The organism is Archangium violaceum (assembly GCF_016859125.1).
Classification (GTDB): Bacteria; Myxococcota; Myxococcia; order Myxococcales; family Myxococcaceae; genus Archangium; species Archangium violaceum_A.
Genome location: NZ_CP069338.1, coordinates 8,125,644 through 8,144,633 on the forward strand (window position 1 = coordinate 8,125,644; position 18,990 = coordinate 8,144,633).

General features: G+C 68.7%; 16 protein-coding genes. 12 read left to right on the forward strand and 4 right to left on the reverse strand.

Annotation, left to right across the window (positions count from 1 at the left end):
• Complete coding sequence (locus tag JQX13_RS34785) at window positions 1-804, forward strand: hypothetical protein (protein WP_203403763.1); 804 nt, start codon at window positions 1-3, stop codon at window positions 802-804.
• Between the two features lie 13 nt (window positions 805-817).
• Here JQX13_RS34785 and JQX13_RS34790 read toward each other — a convergent pair whose 3' ends face one another.
• Window positions 818-1,294, reverse strand: a complete 477-nt coding sequence (locus JQX13_RS34790; protein ID WP_203403764.1) for a hypothetical protein — start codon at window positions 1,292-1,294, stop codon at window positions 818-820.
• 122 nt (window positions 1,295-1,416) lie between these two features.
• Between JQX13_RS34790 and JQX13_RS34795 the strand changes: the two genes are divergently transcribed.
• Entirely contained in the window at window positions 1,417-1,896 is a 480-nt protein-coding gene (locus JQX13_RS34795; protein ID WP_203403765.1) for a cupin domain-containing protein, read from the forward strand.
• Window positions 1,897-1,902: 6 nt separating this feature from the next.
• Here the strand turns inward: JQX13_RS34795 and JQX13_RS34800 are convergent, their stop codons facing one another.
• Entirely contained in the window at window positions 1,903-2,727 is an 825-nt protein-coding gene (locus JQX13_RS34800) for an Fpg/Nei family DNA glycosylase (protein ID WP_203403766.1), read from the reverse strand.
• Between the two features lie 198 nt (window positions 2,728-2,925).
• Between JQX13_RS34800 and JQX13_RS34805 the strand changes: the two genes are divergently transcribed.
• The 4 genes from JQX13_RS34805 (at window position 2,926) to lptE (ending at window position 7,115) form a co-directional block, all read left to right on the forward strand.
• Window positions 2,926-3,309 carry a response regulator gene (locus JQX13_RS34805; protein WP_203403767.1) on the forward strand — a complete coding sequence of 128 codons (384 nt, stop codon included), beginning with the start codon at window positions 2,926-2,928 and terminating at the stop codon, window positions 3,307-3,309.
• Window positions 3,310-3,448: 139 nt separating this feature from the next.
• The gene (leuS, locus tag JQX13_RS34810) at window positions 3,449-5,947 is read left to right on the forward strand and encodes a leucine--tRNA ligase (RefSeq protein WP_203412345.1); all 2,499 of its coding nucleotides are present in this window, start codon (window positions 3,449-3,451) and stop codon (window positions 5,945-5,947) included.
• A 33-nt stretch (window positions 5,948-5,980) separates the two neighbouring features.
• Window positions 5,981-6,541 (forward strand): hypothetical protein, encoded by a 561-nt coding sequence (locus JQX13_RS34815; protein ID WP_239014034.1) that lies wholly within the window; start codon window positions 5,981-5,983, stop codon window positions 6,539-6,541.
• A 31-nt stretch (window positions 6,542-6,572) separates the two neighbouring features.
• Window positions 6,573-7,115 (forward strand): LPS assembly lipoprotein LptE, encoded by a 543-nt coding sequence (lptE, locus tag JQX13_RS34820; RefSeq protein WP_239014035.1) that lies wholly within the window; start codon window positions 6,573-6,575, stop codon window positions 7,113-7,115.
• Window positions 7,116-7,127: 12 nt separating this feature from the next.
• On the opposite strand, the gene rpsT is transcribed toward lptE, so the two are convergent.
• Both rpsT and mazG read right to left on the reverse strand, forming a co-directional pair.
• Window positions 7,128-7,403: a 30S ribosomal protein S20 gene (rpsT, locus tag JQX13_RS34825; RefSeq protein WP_203403770.1), complete on the reverse strand. Its 276-nt coding sequence runs from the start codon at window positions 7,401-7,403 to the stop codon at window positions 7,128-7,130.
• 113 nt (window positions 7,404-7,516) lie between these two features.
• A complete protein-coding gene (gene mazG, locus JQX13_RS34830) occupies window positions 7,517-8,695 on the reverse strand; it encodes a nucleoside triphosphate pyrophosphohydrolase (RefSeq protein WP_203403771.1) in 1,179 nt (392 codons plus the stop codon).
• 109 nt (window positions 8,696-8,804) lie between these two features.
• Between mazG and JQX13_RS34835 the strand changes: the two genes are divergently transcribed.
• The 6 genes from JQX13_RS34835 (at window position 8,805) to JQX13_RS34860 (ending at window position 18,988) form a co-directional block, all read left to right on the forward strand.
• A complete protein-coding gene (locus tag JQX13_RS34835) occupies window positions 8,805-11,054 on the forward strand; it encodes a tetratricopeptide repeat protein (RefSeq protein ID WP_203403772.1) in 2,250 nt (749 codons plus the stop codon).
• 12 nt (window positions 11,055-11,066) lie between these two features.
• Complete coding sequence (locus JQX13_RS34840; protein WP_203403773.1) at window positions 11,067-12,248, forward strand: DUF4388 domain-containing protein; 1,182 nt, start codon at window positions 11,067-11,069, stop codon at window positions 12,246-12,248.
• Between the two features lie 96 nt (window positions 12,249-12,344).
• On the forward strand, window positions 12,345-13,442 hold the full coding sequence (locus JQX13_RS34845) for a PhoH family protein (protein WP_239015417.1): 1,098 nt from the start codon (window positions 12,345-12,347) through the stop codon (window positions 13,440-13,442).
• Window positions 13,443-13,549: 107 nt separating this feature from the next.
• Window positions 13,550-16,033 (forward strand): HD family phosphohydrolase, encoded by a 2,484-nt coding sequence (locus tag JQX13_RS34850; RefSeq protein WP_203403774.1) that lies wholly within the window; start codon window positions 13,550-13,552, stop codon window positions 16,031-16,033.
• Between the two features lie 28 nt (window positions 16,034-16,061).
• Complete coding sequence (gene ybeY / locus JQX13_RS34855) at window positions 16,062-16,907, forward strand: rRNA maturation RNase YbeY (protein WP_203412346.1); 846 nt, start codon at window positions 16,062-16,064, stop codon at window positions 16,905-16,907.
• A 185-nt stretch (window positions 16,908-17,092) separates the two neighbouring features.
• Window positions 17,093-18,988 (forward strand): methyl-accepting chemotaxis protein, encoded by a 1,896-nt coding sequence (locus tag JQX13_RS34860; RefSeq protein ID WP_203403775.1) that lies wholly within the window; start codon window positions 17,093-17,095, stop codon window positions 18,986-18,988.
• Window positions 18,989-18,990: the final 2 nt, after the last annotated feature.

Genomic DNA, 18,990 nt, shown 5'->3' on the forward strand with positions numbered 1-18,990 from the left:
ATGAAGACCTTTCCCTCCGAATTCGAGGAGCTGCTCACGCCGAAGGGACGGCGCATCCTGGAAGGGCGCGACCGGGAGGCCTGTGGCGCGCTGCTGCGGCCGGGGCAGCGCTTCGTGGCGCTCGGCGGCGTGCTGGACGCGCGCAAGGCGACGGCGTGCCGGGACGCGCTGGAGAAGTCGCTGCGGTCCTCGCTGACGGTGATGGAGGACCCGATTCCCCCGGAGAGCATCTGGGGGATGACGGAGAACTACGCCGAGCAGTTGCCCAAGACGGTGCGGGTGAGGACGGCGCTGCTGGAGAGCCGGCGCTCGCGCTCGTGGAAGGCGGCCGCGGAGGTGGGGCTGGTGGAGATGCTCCACTCGGAGAGCTTCGCGGCGTTCGCGGCGGCGGTGAGCGGGAGGGCGCTGCGGCGCAAGTGGGGGATTCAGGTGCTGTGCTACGGCCAGGGGGACTACGCGGGCCCGCACAACGACCATCACCCCGAGGATGCCGAGGCCTTCGACGGCTACGTGGACATGCACCTCACGTTCGCCACGCCCGCGGTGGCGCACCAGTGGCTGGTGTACTCGAAGGGTGGGCACTTCACGGAGATGCGGAGCGTGAACACCGTGGGCGGCATCACGGTGTACCGGCTGCCCTTCTGGCACTACACCACGCCGCTGATGGCGAAGCCGGGCGCCGAGGAGGACGCACGGCGCTGGGTGTTGCTGGGGACGTTCCTGGACGCCCAGAAGGAGCGCCGCCGGGGCTCGGCCATCGAGCCGCCCGCGACGGTGGCGCAACCCGCCTCGCGTCCGGGCTGAGCCGGGGCGTCGCTCAGGCCGGGAACAGGCGCCCGCGCAGATCCTCGAGCCCGCGGGGCGAGCACAACTCGGGCGAGAAGAGCACGTCGAGCGCGCGCTGGGCCAGGGTGACGGTGGACGCGGCGACGAGCACCCGGCCACACTCCTCGAGCTGCTCACGGATGAGGCCGATGTCGCCATACAGCTCGGCGAGCTTCATCCGGTCCTCGATGGACAGGTCGCGCTTCATCTCCGCGGTGAGCTGGCGCAACTCCACCGTGCTCCCATCGGCGCGCTGCACCGTGGGCTCGGCCTCGAGCTCATCATCCTCCTCGGACAGGAGGGGCCAGATGTCGGTGAGCAGCGAGGGCTCCTCCACCAGGAGGTGTCCCACGCGCCGGGCACACCCCTGGCAGGAGGAACCGGCGAAGCGAGGCAGAAGCAGGGCGGGAGATGCCGCCGCTCCACAGAGAAGACAGGTGGCCGTGGCGGAGGTGGTCGTGGGCTCCATGGGGCACACCCGTAACGTCTTCCCCTGGCGGGCGCCACTTCGCGCTCGTGTTTCGTCATCCGGTGGTCGTCTTCCTGGCCATCGGGCGAGCATGCGCTTTCAGGGCGTCCTACACTCCCCCGATGGTCGACGAGCTGGTGAGGACATTGGGACTGGCTCCCCATCCCGAGGGGGGCTTCTACCGGGAGATGTGGCGTTCGCCGGTGACGGTGGAGACACCGCGAGGAACGCGCTCGGTGGGGACGGCCATCTACTACCTGCTGCCCCGAGGCACGTTCGCGGCCTGGCACCGGGTGGCCTCGGACGAGATGTGGCATTTCTACGACGGGCAGGTGCTGACGATGTACCTGCTCGACGAGAGCCAGGGCCGCATGGAGACGGTGATGCTGGGTCGCGATGTCGCGAAGGGGGAGCGGCCGCAGGTGCTCGTGCCGGCGGGGGTGCTCCAGGCGGCGCTGCCGCGCGGTGACTACACGCTGTGCGGCTGCACGGTGAGCCCGGGCTTCGACTTCGCGGACTGGGAGATGCCTCGGGCCGAGGACCTGCTGGCCCGCCATCCCGAGCACGCGAGGTTGTTCCGTCTGCTGTCCCGCTCCGAATGACGCGCGTCAACGGAGCGCCGGCCTGTCACCCGTGCCCGTCGCCTGGCAGCTCTCGCAGAAGAACAACCCCCGGCCGGCCAGCGCCAGGCGCGAGATGGGCGTGGCGCACCGGGGGCACGGCTTTCCCTCGCGGTCGTAGACGCTGAAACGGTCCTCGCGGCGCTTGCCGGGGATGTTCCAGGGAGCCGGGGGCGCATGGGGCGTGACGATGCGTCCATCCCGGGCCGCGTCCTCCAACAGCAGGCGGAGGGCTTCCCACAAGCGCTCGAAGTCCGCCAGACGCAGTGTCGAGGCGGGCATCAGCGGGGGCAGGCGCGCGAGGAAGAGGGCCTCGGCGCGCAGGATGTTGCCCACGCCGGCGATGCGCTCCTGATCCAGCAGCGCGGTCGCGAGGGGCACGCGGCCTCGACGGAGGGCCTCGAAGGCCCGCGTGGGCGAGGCCTCCGGGCGCAGGGGATCCTCCCCGAGCCGGGCGCGGAGGGTGGCCTCGGCCTCGGGGCTCAGCAGCTCACAGGCCTGGGGTCCGGCGAGATGGAGCGCCGCATGGGGAGAGGCGAGCCGCAGCCGGCACGTGGGGGAGGGCGGAGGGGCTCCGGCGCGGAAGTGTCGTATGTGTCCAAAGAGTCCGAGGTGGATGTGCAGCCGCACCCCGCCCTCGAAGTGGTGGAAGAGGTGCTTGCCATGCGCGTCCACGCTCACGAGTGCCCGTCCCGAGAGGTGTCGGGCTTCCGAGGAGAAGCGCCCTTGCGGCGAGTCGGCGGTGAAGTGGCGCCCCACGAGCCAGCGGCGGTGGATCCGGGCGATCCGGTGGATGATGTTCCCTTCAGGCATTCCCGAGAGGTAACGTGGAGGGGATGACCTGTCTCGTAGGACAACGCGCCGGGCCGCCCGGCCGATGGACGGGGGGCCGGAGGAGCGTTCGTTCCGGGGCCGCGGTGGCGTCTCGGGTGGCGAGAAGTCGCTCCGGGTGAGCGCCAGGCCAGAACTCCGCTCCCCGGTCCGATACGGGGCGGTGTTATCCTCGGAGCCATGACGCAGCAGATCCGGGCCCTGGTGGTGGATGACTCGCAGGCCATGCGGCGCAGTCTCATGTACGCGCTGCAGCGAATGGGCTCGTGGCTCCACACCGACGAGGCGCAGGACGGTGCCGAGGGCCTCAAGAAGCTCACCCTCGGTCGTTACGATCTCGTCCTCACCGACATCAACATGCCGTTGATGGACGGGCTCAAGCTCATCCGCCACATCCGGCAGACGGACGCGTACCGCACCGTTCCCATCGTGGTCATCACCACCGAGTCCGCCATCGAGGACCGTGAGCGCGCCATGGCGCTGGGTGCCAGCGCCTACCTGGTGAAGCCGGTCCAGTCCAAGGTGGTCCAGGACACGGTGAAGGGCCTGCTGCGCCTGGAGTAGCGGCGGCCCTCCGATCGAGCGCCTGTCCTCGAGCCGACCTCCGAGCCCCTCGCGCCCGGGCATCCAGGCGTCAGAGGGACATGGAGGGGTGCGTCAGTTGTTGCCTGGAGACGTGCGCCCCACTAAGACGCACCCCGTCATGGCCATGAACGAGCGTTACGAGCCGCAGGAAATCGAGCAGAAGTGGCAGACCCGTTGGGAAGAGGCGGGCGTGTTCAGGGCGGGCAAACGCCCGGGAGCCCCGAAGAAGTACATCCTCGAGATGCTGCCGTACCCCAGCGGCAAGATGCACATGGGGCACGTGCGCAACTACCTCATCGGAGACGTCTACGCGCGCTTCTTCCTGATGCGGGGCTATGACGTGCTGCACCCGATGGGTTGGGACGCCTTCGGTCTGCCGGCGGAGAACGCGGCCATCAAGGACGGCGTGCACCCCGAGGTGCGCACCCAGGAGAACATCGACTCCTTCAAGAAGGAGATCCGCTCGCTGGGCTACAGCTACGACTGGACCCGCGAGGTCAACACCAGCAAGCCCGAGTACTACCGCTGGAACCAGTGGTTCTTCATCCAGATGTTGGAGCGTGGGCTGGTCTATCGCCGCTTCAGCAAGGTGAACTGGTGCACGGGCTGCCTCACCGTCATCGCCAACGAGCAGGTGAAGGAGGGCGTGTGCGAGCGGTGCGAGTCGCCGGTGGTGGACAAGGAGCAGCCCGAGTGGGCCTTCCGCATCACGAAGTACTCGCAGGAGCTGCTGGACGGGCTGGACGAGCTGAAGGAGTGGCCCGAGCGCATCACCTCGATGCAGCGCAACTGGATCGGCCGCTCCGAGGGCGTGGAGGCGGACTTCTCCGTCCAGGGCAGTGACGCGCGCATCCGCGTCTTCACCACGCGTGTGGACACCATCTACGGTTGCACCTACGTGGTGCTGGCGCCGGACCACAAGCTGGTGGCTCAGGTGACCACGCCCGCGCAGCGCGCCGAGGTGGACGCCTTCGTGAAGAAGATGGCCGCCATCTCCAAGATGGACCGCACCGCCGAGGGAGCGACGAAGGAGGGCGTCTTCACCGGGGCCCACGCCATCAACCCCTTCACCGGCCAGCCGGTGCCCATCTGGATCGCCAACTTCGTGCTGTCCGACTATGGCACGGGCGCGGTGATGAGCGTGCCGGCGCACGACGAGCGCGACTTCGAGTTCGCGCGCAAGTACGGCCTGCCCGTGAAGGTGGTGGTGCAGCCGGCCTCGGGGGACAAGCTGCCCGCGGGTGACGCATTGGAGGCGGCCTACACCGAGTACGGCGTGCTGGTGGACTCGGGCGAGTACACGGGCCTGTCCTCGGCCGATGCGCGCAAGAAGATGGGCGAGAAGCTGAAGGCCGAGGGCCGAGGCGAGCCCAAGGTGACGTACCGCCAGAAGGACTGGGGCTTCAGCCGCCAGCGCTACTGGGGCACGCCCATCCCCATCATCTACTGCGACAAGTGCGACCCCGAGCGCCGGGGCCAGCCCGTGCCGTTGGAGCAGCTGCCGGTGGTCCTGCCGAAGATCGACACCCAGGCGGTGCTGACGGGCAAGGGCGAGCCGCCGCTGGCCAAGGTGCCCTCGTGGGTGGAGACCACCTGCCCCAAGTGCTCGGGCCCCGCCCGGCGCGAGGCGGAGACGATGGACACGTTCGTCGACTCCTGCTGGTACTTCGCGCGCTACCTGTCGCCGCATTTCGATCAGGCGCCCTTCGATCCGAAGGAGGCCCAGCGCTGGCTGCCGGTGGACGTGTACGTGGGTGGCCCCGAGCACGCGGTGATGCACCTGCTGTACTTCCGGTTCTGGACCCGCGTGATGAAGCTGCTGGGGCTGAGCCCGGTGGACGAGCCCGTCACGCGTCTGGTGACGCAGGGCATCGTCAACGGCCCGGACGGGCGGAAGATGTCCAAGCGCTGGGGCAACGTGGTGGCGCCGTCCTCCATCGTGGCCAAGTACGGCGCGGACACCGCGCGCACCTACGTGATGTTCGCTGGCCCTCCCGAGCGTGACTTCGACTGGTCCGACGATCAGGTGGAGGGCGCCTTCCGCTTCCTCAAGCGGGTGTGGACGCTGGCCGTCCAGCATCAGGGGGTGGCGGGGGCCACGCATGACGGGGCCTTCGAGGGCAAGGCGCTGGAGATCCGCCGCGCGGCGCACAAGTGCCTGAAGCGGGTAGGGGAGGCCATCGAGCGCCTGTCCTTCAACACCGCGATCGCCGGTGCCATGGAGTACGTGAACGCGCTGTACGCGCTGGGCACGCCGGAGACGCCCGCGGAGAAGGCCGCCATGGCCGAGGCCGTGCGGATGTTGACGGTGGTGCTGACGCCGTTCGCCCCACACCTGTCCGACGAGATCGCCGAGGCCTACGGCGCCAGGGACTTCGTCGTCTCGCAGGGCTGGCCGGAGTTCGATCCGGCGCTGGTGGTGGACGACGTGATTCCGTACGCGGTGCAGGTGAACGGCAAGCTGCGCGCGGAGATCCGCGTGCCGGCGGACGCGGCGGAGGCGGACGTGAGGGCCGCGGCCGAAGGAGACGAGCGGGTGAAGGCGGCCATGGCGGGCAAGACGCTGCGCAAGCTCGTCTTCGTGCCCAAGCGTCTGGTGAACTTCGTCGTTGGCTGAGACGGGGGCCCGGTGCCGACCGAGGTTCTCGTCATGTGCACGCGGTGCGGCCGTCCTCAGCGGGCCGGGGTGGGCCGCTGCGCCGCGTGTGGCGCCGCGCTGCCGGATGCTCCCCTGCCCCTGAGGACGGGCTCCCCGGCGGGCCCGTTCCTCTCGGCGGAGCTCGCGGGCGGGCGTGTGCTCGTCGGTGAGGGCAACCGGCTCTCCTTCCGCCCGGGCGCCTCCGCCACGCCCTTCCTCTTCGAGTTGCCGGGCCTGCGCCGGCTCTCCCTGGTGCACCGGCCGCGCTACGAGGCCCTGGCCCTCACGGTGGGGGCGCTCGGGGTGCTGCCCTTCGTTCCAGGGGTGCCGGCGCGGGTGCTGCTCGGTCTGCTGGCCCTGGTGGGCGTGGCCCTCGCGCTCCTGGTGCGGCGCTACACGCTCGTCCTGGACTCGGGCCAGGAGGAGACGCGCTGGGATCTGGGTCCCGTGCGGCGGGGCTCTCCCATGGAGCTGCGGGTACGGACCGCCTGGCGCACTCTCACGGACGTGGTTCGCGCGCGCGGCATCGAGGTGCGAGAGCCCTCTTCGGAGGGGACTCCCCCTCGCGCTTGACCGCCGGGCTCGCGCCGCTACTGTGGGCGCCATGTCCCGGATGCGCGTGGTGGGGTGGGTCCTCTTGTTGTCGGGTCTCGGGTGCGGCTACCGCTTCGCGCCGGGGGGCGCGGGGTTGCCCGAGGGCGTGCGTTCGGTGTGCGCGCCCGTCTTCCGCAACGACACGGCCGAGCCGGCCCTGGCGCAGCTCTTCACCCAGAACTTCCGTCAGGAGTTGCTGCGCGCCGGAGTGCTCGGCGGTGGCGGGGCCTGTGAGGCCTCCGTGGAGGGGATTGTCGTGGGGGTGAGCAGCGGGCCCACCAACACCGCGGATCCCTTCTTTCAGCCGGACGCGCAGGGCACCGTCCCACGGATCGCCAGCTACCGGGCTTCCGCGACGGTGGTGCTGCGGCTGATGCGGGATGGACGGCTCCTGTCGGAGACGACGGTCTCCGGCTCCGAGGACTTCCTTCCGGGCACGACGAACGTGTCCGGCGATGTCCTGGAGGTCGAGGCCAACCGTCAGGCCGCGCTCCATCGTCTCTCGGAGACGCTGATGCGCGAGGGCTACGAACGGTTGGCCACCAGCTGGTGAGCGTCGCGAGGACTACTTCGCGGCGGCCTTGGCGCGGTTGGCGGCCCTGGCGAGCCGGGAGATGCGGCGCGAGGCGGCGCGCTTGTGGATGACGCCCTTGGACGCGGCCTTGTTGATGGTGCGGGTAGCGGCCTTGAGGGCATCGCCGCTCTTCGCCGCGTCCTTGGTGGTGAGGGTGTCGCGCAGGTTCTTGACGGCGTCCTTCACGGTGGTGCGGACGTTGACGTTGCGCGCGCGGCGCTTCTGGGCCTGGCGGTTACGCTTCTCTGCAGACTTGGTGTTGGCCAAGGTGATCTCCAGCTTACTTCTGTGGAAAAGAGGCGCCGTACCTACTTCGGCGTCTACCGAGCGTCAAGGCTTGCGTGATCCGTGCCACGATCTGGACGCCCGAGATGCATCAATCAGTGGCCTCCGAAGGCATATTCCCAACGGAGGCCGGCGGGATCCTGGAAGAAGAACCGGCCAGTGCCCCCGGATCCCTCCAACACGCTTCCGGGCGAGCCGCTCTCCAGGAGGGTACGCAGCCGCTCCACCGCCGCCGCCGAGGGGGCCCCGAAGGTGAAGGTGGCGGGGGAGGGGGCGCTGGAGCCCTGGGTGAAGACGAGCCGGTACAGCCCGTCGCTGTAGCTCGCCTCCTCGGCGCTCCCCCGCTCCGCGCTCCAACCGAGGAGCGGGGCGGTCCTGTCCCAGAAGGCCCTCTGGGCGGCCAGGTCCGTCACGGGCAGGCGCAGCGCCACCAGGGGCGCGCGGGGGACGCGGGTAGGGGGCGGTAGGGCCTTCTCCACCACCTTGGCGGCCTGCCAATGGCGCTCCATGTGCTCGAGCGTGGCCTCGCCCAGGGGAACACCCTCGGCGCGCAGGGCGGATTCGATGTGCTGGAAGCGCGTGGTGAAGCGGCGGATGGCCATCCGCAGCGCGTCCTCGGCGGGCGTCTGGAGGAAGCGCGCGAGGTTGGCCAGGGAGAAGAGGACATCGCCCAGCTCGTGCTCCAGCTCGTCCCGGTTCCCCGAGGCGATGGCCTCGTCCAGCTCCCCGAGCTCCTCGTACAGCTTGGCGCGCACCTCCTGGATGCCGGGCCAGTCGAACCCGATGCGGCTGGCCTTCTCCGTGAGGCGCTCGGCGCGCAGCAGGGCCGGGGCGCCCGTGGGCACGCCATCGAGCACGGAGCCCTCGTGGCCCGTCTTCTTCTTGCGCTCCTCGGCCTTCAGCTTCGCCCAGTTGGCCAGCGGCTGTGGGCTTCCGTCCGCCTGCTTCTCCCCGAAGACATGGGGGTGGCGGCTGGTGAGCTTGTCGCTGATCGCCCGGGCCACGTCCGCCATGGAGAACTCCCCCAGCTCCTCCGCGAGCCGGGCGTGGAAGACGATCTGGAAGAGCAGATCCCCCAACTCCTCACCCAGCGGGCGCCAGGGGCCTCCCTCGGCCACCCGATCCATCTCGTCGAGCACCTCGAAGGCTTCCTCGGCCAGGTAGGGCCGCAACGAGCGCAGATCCTGCTCCCTGTCCCACGGGCAGCCGTCCTCCGAGCGGAGACGGGCCATGATTCCCATCAGCCTGTCCAATTGCTCCCCTGCTGCACTCATGGTTTCCTCTTCTCTCCGAGCAAGCGGGCTCCCTGTAACATGAGGAAACCACTGGAGGGACGTGACAACTTCCGTGTGGGTTGCCCGTCGCCTATCATCGGGACCCTGAATGTCGCGCCTCCCCCTGTTGCGCTTCCTGCCGCTGCTGCTGTGCCTCACGTTGTGGATGCCCGTGCGTCAGGCGCATGCGCAGAAGTCCAAGCGCCAGACGCCTCCACCCGCATCCGCGGCACAGCGGCCCGGGTACCAGGATCCTTCGATGTTGGAGCCGGAGGAGATGGCGGTCGATCCCGCGGAGGAGATGACCGACGACTCCGTCTACGAGGAGGAGGAAGAAGACACCTCGCGTGCCGGCCGCGGCAAGAAGCGCAAGGGCAAGTCGCGGGACGACGACGCGGCCGAGGAGGAGGCCGCGCGGCCCGAGGCCCAGCCGGAGACGCCCGCCGCCGTCGAGGTTCAGCTTCGCCCGCAGCCGCCCGCCCCGCCTCCCGTGGTGCGACCTCCTCCGCCGGCCATCCTCACCCCGCGCATCACCGACGCGGATCTGCAGGCCGCCTGGGACAAGTGGCAGAATGCGGTGGCCGCGCTGGACATGGAAGCGGCCCGGAAGGCCCAGCAGGAGCTGGTGTCGCTCAAGGACGATGTGGCGGCCCTGGACATGGAGGCGCTCAGCATCGGCTTCATCCGGGCGGCCGAGGGGCGGCGCAAGGCCAATGATTCGGCCGGCGCGCTGCAGTTGGTGGAGCACGCGGTGTCGCTCTCGCCGAACCTGCCCTATGCGCGGCTCGCGCTCGCCGAGGCCTACGCCCGTCGCTCGCCTGGAGACGTGGGCGCGTACTCGCAGGAGATCAAGGCCGCGATCTCGGTGCTGCTGAAGGATCCCCGCTACCGGCGCCCGGCGCTGGCGGACCTCGGGGCGGTGCTCCTGGTGGCGCTGCTGGCCACGGTGACGGTGGTGGTGGGCGTGCTCTTCCTGCGGTGGGCGCGCTTCTTCCTCCATGACTTCCACCACCTCTTCCCCCGTGCGGCGGCCCGGTGGCAGTCGGCGGCCCTGGCGGTGCTGCTGCTGATCGGCACACCGCTGGCGCTGCGGCTGGGCCTGGTGCCCGTGTTGCTCATCCTGCTGGCGTCGGTGGCCGTGTACCTCACCCTGGCGGAGCGGGCGGTGGCGGTGGTGCTGCTGGTGGCGGCGGCGTTCGTGCCGTTCGCCGCCGGGAAGATCGCCCAGTCGTCGATCTTCGCTGGGACGGTGGCCGAGGACATCTACATCCTGGAGCGGGGTGGGCTCGCCGCCGAGCCGGTGGCGGAGCGGGTGCGAGCACGGCACGAGAAGAAGCAGGCCGACTTCGCGGAGTTGTACGCGCTCGGGCGCTTCGAGGCCCGCCGCGGCCTGATGGAGGAGGCCATCGCCCACTACAAGGCGGCGGCGGCCCTGCGCGCCGGGCACGCGGGGCTGATGACCAACCTCGCCAACGCGATGCTGGCCACGGGTGACACGGACGGGGCGGCGCGCCTCTATGCCGAGGCCTCGGCGGCGGACCCGGGACTGGCCGCTCCCGCCTTCAACCTGGCCGAGGTGTACCGCCGCCGCGCCGCCGTGGCTCCGGACTCGGAGATCGGCTCGGAGAACCAGAAGGCGCGCGATGCGCTCGGCGCCGCGCAGCGCCTGGATGGATCCCTCCTGATGTGGCAGCGCCCGCCGGATGATCGCCTGCTGATGAACCGGCTGTTGATCAGCCCGCCGCTCGCCGAGGCGGACCTGCCGGTGACCGAGGAGACCCGGAAGGCGGAGCAGGAGGCCGCGGAGCGGGTGGAGGGCCAGTTGTCGCGCCGGTTGCTCGGGGGCGGCTCGGGGCTCACCGCCTGGGGCCTGCCGGTGCTGGGCTCGCTGTTCGTCTTCGCGCTCGGCTTCGCGGGCAGGTCGTTCAAGGCCTCGCGCGAGTGCGAGAAGTGCGGCCGTCCGGTGTGCCGCCGGTGCGACAAGGAGCTGGGCGTGGCCAGCAAGATGTGCGCCCAGTGCGTCAACGTCTTCTCGCGCAAGGGCGCGGTGGAGGCTCGCGTCCGGGCCCGCAAGCAGATCGAAATCGAGCGCAACCGCCGGTGGGAGAGCGGCGTGTCCTACGTCTTCGGCGCGCTGGTGTCCGGCGCGGGCCACGTGTTCCAGGGGCTCCCGGTGCGCGGCGCCATCTACGCCTTCTTCTTCCTCTTCGCGGTGTCTGGCGTGCTGCTGCGCTCCGGGGTGCTGCGCGCGCCCTATGGCGAGGTGCCGCTGTATCTCAAGCTGGCCCCGCTGCTGCTCCTTCTCATTCCCCTCCACCTTTTGACGTTGCGCGGGCTGTACCGCCGCCAGAACGAGTAGGCCGGAACGACGATGGCCCTCACGGGAACGCTCAAGGACTTCGGCATCGCGGACATCCTGCAGCTCATCGGGCAGCAGCAGAAGACCGGTGTGCTGTACCTCAAGAGCAAGGATCAGGATGTCCAGGTCTTCTTCCGGGACGGCAACATCGTCCGTGCCGAGAGCATCACCCGGAAGAAGAAGGACCTCATCGGCAACATGCTGGTGCGGGCCGAGCTCATCACCGAGCAGCAGCTCGAGAGCGCGCTGGAGACGCAGAAGCGCACCCTCAAGCGGCTCGGCGACGTGCTCACCTCCACCGGTGCCATCTCCGCCCAGAAGCTCAAGCAGATGATGCAACTCCAGGTGACGGAGACCCTCTACGGGCTCTTCTCCTGGAAGGCGGGCACCTACGAGTTCAAGCAGGAGGACGTCCAGGCGGACAGCGAGTCCATCACGCCGCTGCGTGCCGAGAGCGTGCTGATGGAAGGCTTCCGGATGGTGGACGAGTGGCCCCACGTCCGCAAGAAGCTCCCCCACGAGGCGATGACCTTCGAGCGGATCAAGGAGCTACCCGCCTCCAGGTCCCAGCCGAAGGAGGACGACTTCGACGCCGCCTTCGACGACGCCTTCTCCGAGGAGAAGAAGGACGAGAACAAGGGCGAGTTCAAGTCCATCGGCAGCACCGAGCGTCGCGTCTACGAGCTCATCGCCCCCGGCCGCGACGTGCGCAAGCTGGTGGACCTCAGCTGCCTGGGCGAGTTCGAGACCTGCAAGGCGCTCGTCAACCTCCTCAACCTCGAGTACATCCGCGCCCATCAGGTCTCGGGCCGGGCCTCTTCCTCGGGTGGGGCGGGTCTGATCGTCCGGGTGGGCGGCATGGTGGCCCGCGCCGTCGTCACCGTCATCGTGCTGGCCGCGCTTGGCTTCGTGGGCTCGCGCCTGCGGCCGGATACCTGGGACCTGGGCGACGACTCGGCCTCCTCGTTCGCGGACCCGGCGGCCCAGCGTCTTCTGGCGCGCGCGCAACAAGCCCGAATCGAAGCCGCACTGGAAGTGTTTCGACTGGAAAAGGGGGCCCTACCCGAGCGGCTGGATGCGCTGGTGGAGGTGGGTCTCCTACAGCGGGAGGATCTGCGCTACCCCTGGCGGGACGATTACTACTATCGCCGGACGTCAGATCGGCAGTTCATCCTCCTGTCTCCCCTGCGCTAGGCAGGTTGATTGCTTCCGCCTTTCGCCGTGAGTGGGAGGGCGTTAGCTTGAAGTGAGGACGAATTGTCGGAAACCACCCCCGAGGGATTGGACGCATTGCGAAACCCCGCCACTGTAGAGGCCCAAGCAGCAGTCAGCCCCACCTCCGCCAAGGTGGATGTCCGCGATAACGCGACCACCCTGGCCTTGTGTGGCAACCAGAATGAAAACTTGAAGCTCATGGAGCGCCGGCTCGGTGTTCGGGTCGGACAGCGAGGGACCGAGCTTCATCTATCGGGACCCGCCGATGCCGTGGCCTTCACGGTGCGTCTGGTGGAGAACCTCGAGGGCATCATCCGGGCGGGGCGTCCCGTCTACCGCGAGGACGTCGAGCAGGCCATCAAGGTGCTCGGCCGCGGCGGCGCCGAGTCCCTCCAGGACGTCATGCTGGGCCCCGTGCTGAAGAGCTCGGGCAACAAGCAGATTTCCCCCAAGAGCATCGCGCAGAAGCGCTACGTGGACGCCATCCGCGCCCACGACATCGTCTTCGGCATCGGCCCCGCCGGCACGGGCAAGACGTACCTGGCCATGGCCATGGCGGTCGCCGCCCTGCAGGAGCGCAAGGTCAAGCGCATCGTCCTGGCGCGTCCCGCGGTGGAGGCCGGCGAGAAGTTGGGCTTCCTCCCGGGCGACCTGGCCGAGAAGGTCAACCCCTACCTGCGCCCGCTCTATGACGCGCTGCACGACATGATGGCCGTCGAGCGTGCCCTGCACCTCATCGAGCAGGGGGTGGTGGAGGTGGCTCCGCTGGCCTTCATGCGCGGCCGCACGCTCAACGACTCCTTCGTCATCCTCGATGAGGCGCAGAACACCACCGTCGAGCAGATGAAGATGTTCCTCACCCGTCTGGGCTACAACAGCAAGGCGGTCATCACCGGCGACGTGACGCAGGTGGACCTGCCCACGGGCAAGACGAGCGGTCTGCACCACGCGCGCTCCATCCTCAAGAACGTGGAGGGCATCTGCATCTCCGAGTTCACCGAGGTGGACGTGGTCCGTCACCCGCTGGTGCAGGAGGTGATCCGCGCCTATGACCGCTACGATGCGGCACAGCAGGCGGCCAAGGAGGCGGCCAAGGCGCTCGGCAAGGAAGCCGAGGGAGCCGCGGCTCAGGAATCGGCGGTAACGCCGGAATCCGACACCTCAAACCCCTGATTTTTCCTGGCCCGGCGGCTGGGCAGGCAGGCGTGGGCGGCGGAATCCCTTCCCGCCGCCCACTTTGCTTGAAGAATCCGCCGCGTCTCTCATAGGTTGCTCGATCCATGGCCGAACCGGAATCGTCGCCCCCCGGACCCAGTCCGCTGGACGCGCTAGCTCACCGCTTCCGGCTCGGCCCCCGTTGGGGCCGGCGCCTGACAAGCCTGGTGTTGCTGCTGGCCGTCTCAGTGGCGGCTGGCTTCGTCATTTCCCCGGGTCTCTACAGCCAGCAGATCCCCGCCCTCTCCGAGGAGAACCTGGGCAAGCCCTTCCGGGCGAACTCTCCGGCGGGTTTCAAGGCCGGGCGGGACTACGAGATCCTCCACCAGGCGAGGACCGAGCAACTGCGTCAGGATGCGCGCGGCGCGGTGCGGCCGGTGTACGACCTGAGTCCGGGCGTGGTGTCGGAGATCCGCGCGGCGGTGGGCGGGGCCTTCGCGGAGATGCGCCAGCGGCTGGCGGCGAAGGAGTCGGCCGAGGTGCCCGCGGCGGTGGAGGGGGCCAAGGCGCGCAAGCCGACCCCCCAGGAGGAGCGCGAGCGCCAGCGCCGCGAGATGGAGGCGCTGCGGGAGGACTTCCAGGTGCTCCTGTTCGGGCGCAGGGACGCGGCGCTCGATTCCGACGACTTCCAGGCGTTGTACGCGTCGCGCTTCTCCGAGGCGGTGGAGGCGGCCACGCTGGCGCTGGTGGAGCGGGCGTACGGCTTCTCCGAGCCCGCGCCGGTCTACATCGCGAACTCGCGCGAGGAGCTGGCGCGCGAGGGTCCGCAGGGCATCACCGTGCGGGACTTGCGGCACAACGGTGAGCAGACGCTGCCGGGCACGGCGCCCACGGTGGTGGACGTGCGCGAGGCACACACGGAGCTGGATCGCTTCGCCTCCATTCCGGGCAACCTGTTGCCGGACGCGCCGGGTGTGCAGCGGCGGGCGGTGCTGCGGCTGTCCAAGCGGCTGGTGCGGCCCAACCTCACCATCAACCTGGCGGAGACGGACGCGCGGCGGCGTCAGGCGGCGATGGCGGTGAAGGACGCCGTCATCTCCATCAAGAAGGGCCAGCGGGTCATCGGGGATGGCGAGCTGGTCAACGAGTTGCACCTGGTGACCATCCGGGGCATGCGCGTCCAGACGGACCGGTTGGATCTGGTGCAGCTGCAGGTGGGTGGCACGGGGCTGGTGGCGCTGCTCATCTCCGCCACGTACGTCTTCTGCCGGGCGGCCTTCCGGCGCTTCCGTCCCACGCGCAAGGACGGGCTGCTGCTGGGCCTGCTGCTCGTGATGATGCTGGGCCTGCTGCAGCTGTGGGTGTCCATCGCGGACGCGGTGCAGGACCGGTACACGGTGCTGCCCCTGGAGGCCTTCTACTACGCGTTCCCGGTGGCGGCCGGCGCGATGCTGGTGCGCTTCGTCCTCTCGGAGGATCTCGCGCTCTTCTTCGCGGTGGTGCTGGCGTGCCTCTGCGGGGTGATGTTGGGCAACTCGCTGTCCTTCGGCATCTACGCCCTGGTGGGGGCGCTGGTGGCGGCCGACCGCATCACCCGGGCCAAGGATCGGGTGGGCATCTTCCGGGCGGGCCTGGCCACTGGCGCCGTCAACCTGGTGGCGGTGCTCTGTCTCTTCCTGGCGGAGGGCAAGGGGCTCACCAGCGACACGCTCATCACGGCCCTGTTCGCCTTCGCGGGCACCTCGCTGGCGGTGCCGGTGATGGTGATGGCGCTCACGCCGCTCATCGAGTCCGTCTTCGGTTACGCGTCGGATCTGAAGCTGCTGGAGCTGGCCAACCTCAACCACCCGGCGCTCAAGGAGCTCATCGTCCAGGCCCCGGGCACCTACCACCACTCCATCATCATCGGGACGCTGGTGGAGAACGCGGCGGAGGCCATTGGCGCCAATCCGCTGCTGGCACGCTCGTGCGCGTACTACCACGACATCGGCAAGGGCCGGAATCCGCTCTACTTCGGCGAGAACCAGAAGGGCGAGAACAAGCACGACAGCCTCGCCCCGGCGATGAGCGCCGTCATCATCAAGCGCCACGTCACCGAGGGGCTGGAGATGGCGCGCCAGTACCGGCTGCCCAAGCTGGTGGCGGATGCCATTCCGCAGCACCATGGCACGCGCCTGGTGGGCTACTTCTTCCACAAGGCCGTCAAGGATCAGGAGGGCAAGGAAGGCGCTCCTCCCATCGACGAGAGCATCTACCGCTACCCGGGTCCCAAGCCCCAGTTCCGCGAGGCGGCGCTGGTGATGATCGCCGACGCGGTGGAGGCCTCGACGCGGGCCCTGCCCGAGCCCACCACTCCCCGGCTGCAATCCCAGGTGCAGAAGATGATCAACCTCATCTTCTCCGAGGGCCAGCTGGACGAGTGCGATCTGACGCTCAGGGACTTGAATCTCATCGCGCAGTCCTTCCTGCACACGCTGGAGGGCATCTACCATGCGCGCCCCGAGTACCCCGCGGGAGCGCTGCAGGCGGGCCCCAAGGGGCCGGCATTGACGGTGGCGGCGGGGACGAAGCAGGACGGCAAGGCGCGCCCGGCGGGGACTGGCACCTGAGGCGCGCGGCCCGAGGAGGCCGAACGTGGTGAAGCTGCGCAAGGGGAAGATCATCCCCCGCGAGGATGGGAAGCGCGTCGAGGAGTTCGTGGGCGTGGCGACGACGGGCACGGACTCCCTGTCGGTGGCGCGGATGCTGGCGCCGCCGGGCTGGTCCGCTCCGGCGCGGACGCCCGAGTTCGACGAGGTGGTCATCATCCTCAAGGGCGAGCTGACGCTGGTGGTGGACGGCCGGCGCCAGCTGATCGGCGAAGGGGAGCTGGGGCTGGTGCCGAGGGGTCGCCGGGTGGTGTACCGCAACGATGGGCAGGGCGCGTGTGACTACTACTCCGTCTGCGCGCCGGCCTTCCGGGTGGAACTGGCGCACTTCGAGGAGGAGACGAAGGCGCCCGCGGACAACCGGGTGACGGTGCAGGTGGCGCACCCGCAGGGCAAGCGCTTCTCCAAACAGGTGACGGAGCTGGCGGAGACGTTCCTGCGCAAGCTGGAGCTCTCCGGGTGCGAGCTGTCCATCTCGCTGGTGGGCGATCATGCGATCCGCCGGCTCAACCGCACCTGGCGCAAGAAGGACAAGGCCACGGATGTGCTGAGCTTCCCGGCGGGGGACCTGCCCAAGGGCACGCCCGGGCCGAGGCAGCTCGGGGACGTGGTCATCTCCCTGGACACGGCGAAGCTCCAGGCGAAGGAGTACGAGCGCACGCTGGAGTCGGAGGTGGCGCGCTATCTGGCGCATGGGTTGCTGCACCTGCTGGGCTACGACCACGAGCGCCCCAAGGACGCGCAGAAGATGGCGCGTGCCGAGGAGCGGCTCCTGGGCGAGAGCGGGATGGTGGGCGACGCCGTGGCCCCCAGGGCTCGCAAGCTCATGACCTGAGTGGGTCTGCTCGCCAGTTTCCTCCAATGGCTGTTCGTTACCATCTCACGGGAGTGGGATTGCTGTAGTGAAGTACCTTTCCGGTGAGACTGGGTGTGGAGGGAGCTTCTCTTTACGTGTCACGTCGCGGTTGCTAGCCTCTGAGAAAGGACTGTCGGCGTGATCGCGCGAAGGTGCCTGTTCCAATGCTCCAGCCAAGAACTCAAGAAGAGGCCAAGCGCCTGACCTGGCGGGTCTTTTTCACCTATCAGCTCAACCTCGTGCCGGCGCTCGTGCCGTTGGTCTACACGGTGGCGCTGGTGATAGGACTCACGGGCGAGGAAGGCGTGCTCGCTCTGACGTACATCATCCCACCGGTGAACGCGCTCGTGGGTATGCTGGGTCCCTGGTTCGCGGCCTACAAGATTACGAAAGGGGCTCTGATCTCCGTTCCCGGCGAGCCGGAGGAGAGAAGGCTCGAGCGTATCCTCAAGGCCCCCCGGGCCCTTGAAATGGCCTGGTCCTTGTTGGTGTTGGCTGGGACTGCCGGGTTCATCATCACCGCGTGCCTCTGGTTCAACCGGAGCTTGTGGACGGTGTTCTGGGGCGTGTTCGTGACGATGATGTTCTGCCAGCTCGGCATGCTGCAGGTGCGCATCAGCCTCGAGCGGCTGTTCCGTCCGTACGCGATCGAGCTGTTCCATGCCAATCCCAAGGCGAAGCTTCAGGGCGGGGGATTGCTGTGGCCCCGGCAGCGTTGGTACCTGGGCTATGCGTTCGGTCTCTCCACCATCACCGCCGTGGTTGTGAACGGCACCATCGTGGTGCGTCAGGTCTACAACAAGTTCGAGCAGTTGATCGCCCAGAGCTCGCAGCTCGACTCCTCCCAGCTCTCCACCCTGTTGCAAGCGGCCCGGTCGGAGCTGGTGGCCGATTCATTCCTGCCGCTGCTGCTGATCGAGACCTACCTGCTGGCGAACGCCCTGCTGGCTGGCGTGCGTCTGGCTCGACACCAGGCGGAGGGCATGATGGCGGTTCGCGAGTCCATCCTGGGTCTGGCGACCGGGGCTCCCAAGCTGCCCGAGTGGTTGTCCACGGACGAGATTGGCGATCTGTCTCGCGCCACCGCGAACGCCTTCGATCAGCTCAAGTCCCTGTCGCTCTCGCTCGCGGAGTGGGCGCGCCTGCTGGGCAGGTCGGCCGAGGAGCTCGGGGATTCCAGCAGCAAGCAGGGGACGATCCTCACGCGGCAGGCCGCGGCTCTGCAGGAGACGCAGGTGACCGCGCAGGAGATCAAGCAGACCTCCGCGCTGGCGGCCCAGAAGGCCGAGGCCGTGCTCAAGCAGGCGGAGCAGGCCGATCTGATCCGCCGCTCCGGAGAGGCCGCTGTCGAGCAGAGTCTCGATGGCCTCAAGGTCATCCGCGAGCAGGTCAAGGAGATGGAGAACCGCATCAAGGCGTTGGACCAGAGCGCGCGGCAGATCGCCAACATCACCACGACGGTGAAGGATCTGGCGGATCAGTCCAACATGCTCGCGCTCAACGCCGCCATCGAGGCCGTGCGCTCCGGAGAGCATGGCAAGGGCTTTGGCATCGTCGCCCGGGAGATCCGAACGCTCGCTGACAAGTCCATCAAGTCGACGAACAACGTTCGTGACATCCTCTATGACATCAGCTCGGCGATCCGTACCACCGTGCAGATCACGGAGCAGGGGAGCCAGAGGATCGAGGAGAGCCTCGAGCAGGTCCGGGCCTCGGGTAACAACATCGGCCAACTGTCGGTGATCGTCCGCGACAACGCGTCGTCCGTGAAGCAGATCTCCGTGGCTGTCACCCAGCAGAACTCCGGCATCGAGCAGATCTTCCAGGCGGTCAACGAGCTGTCGAAGATGATGGACGAGACGTTGAGCGGCGTCCGTGCGTCGGATAGTGCCATGAGCCTCGTGCGCGAGGTCGCGGCGAAGGTGAACGACTTCGTTGGCGCCTATAGCTGGCACGAGATGAGCGCGAAGAACTCCACCCAGATGTCAGAGGACGTTGTTTCCGACATCGCGCCGGTCGGGGGCGTGGATGGTCGCTCTCGGCCAGATGTTCTGAGGTAATC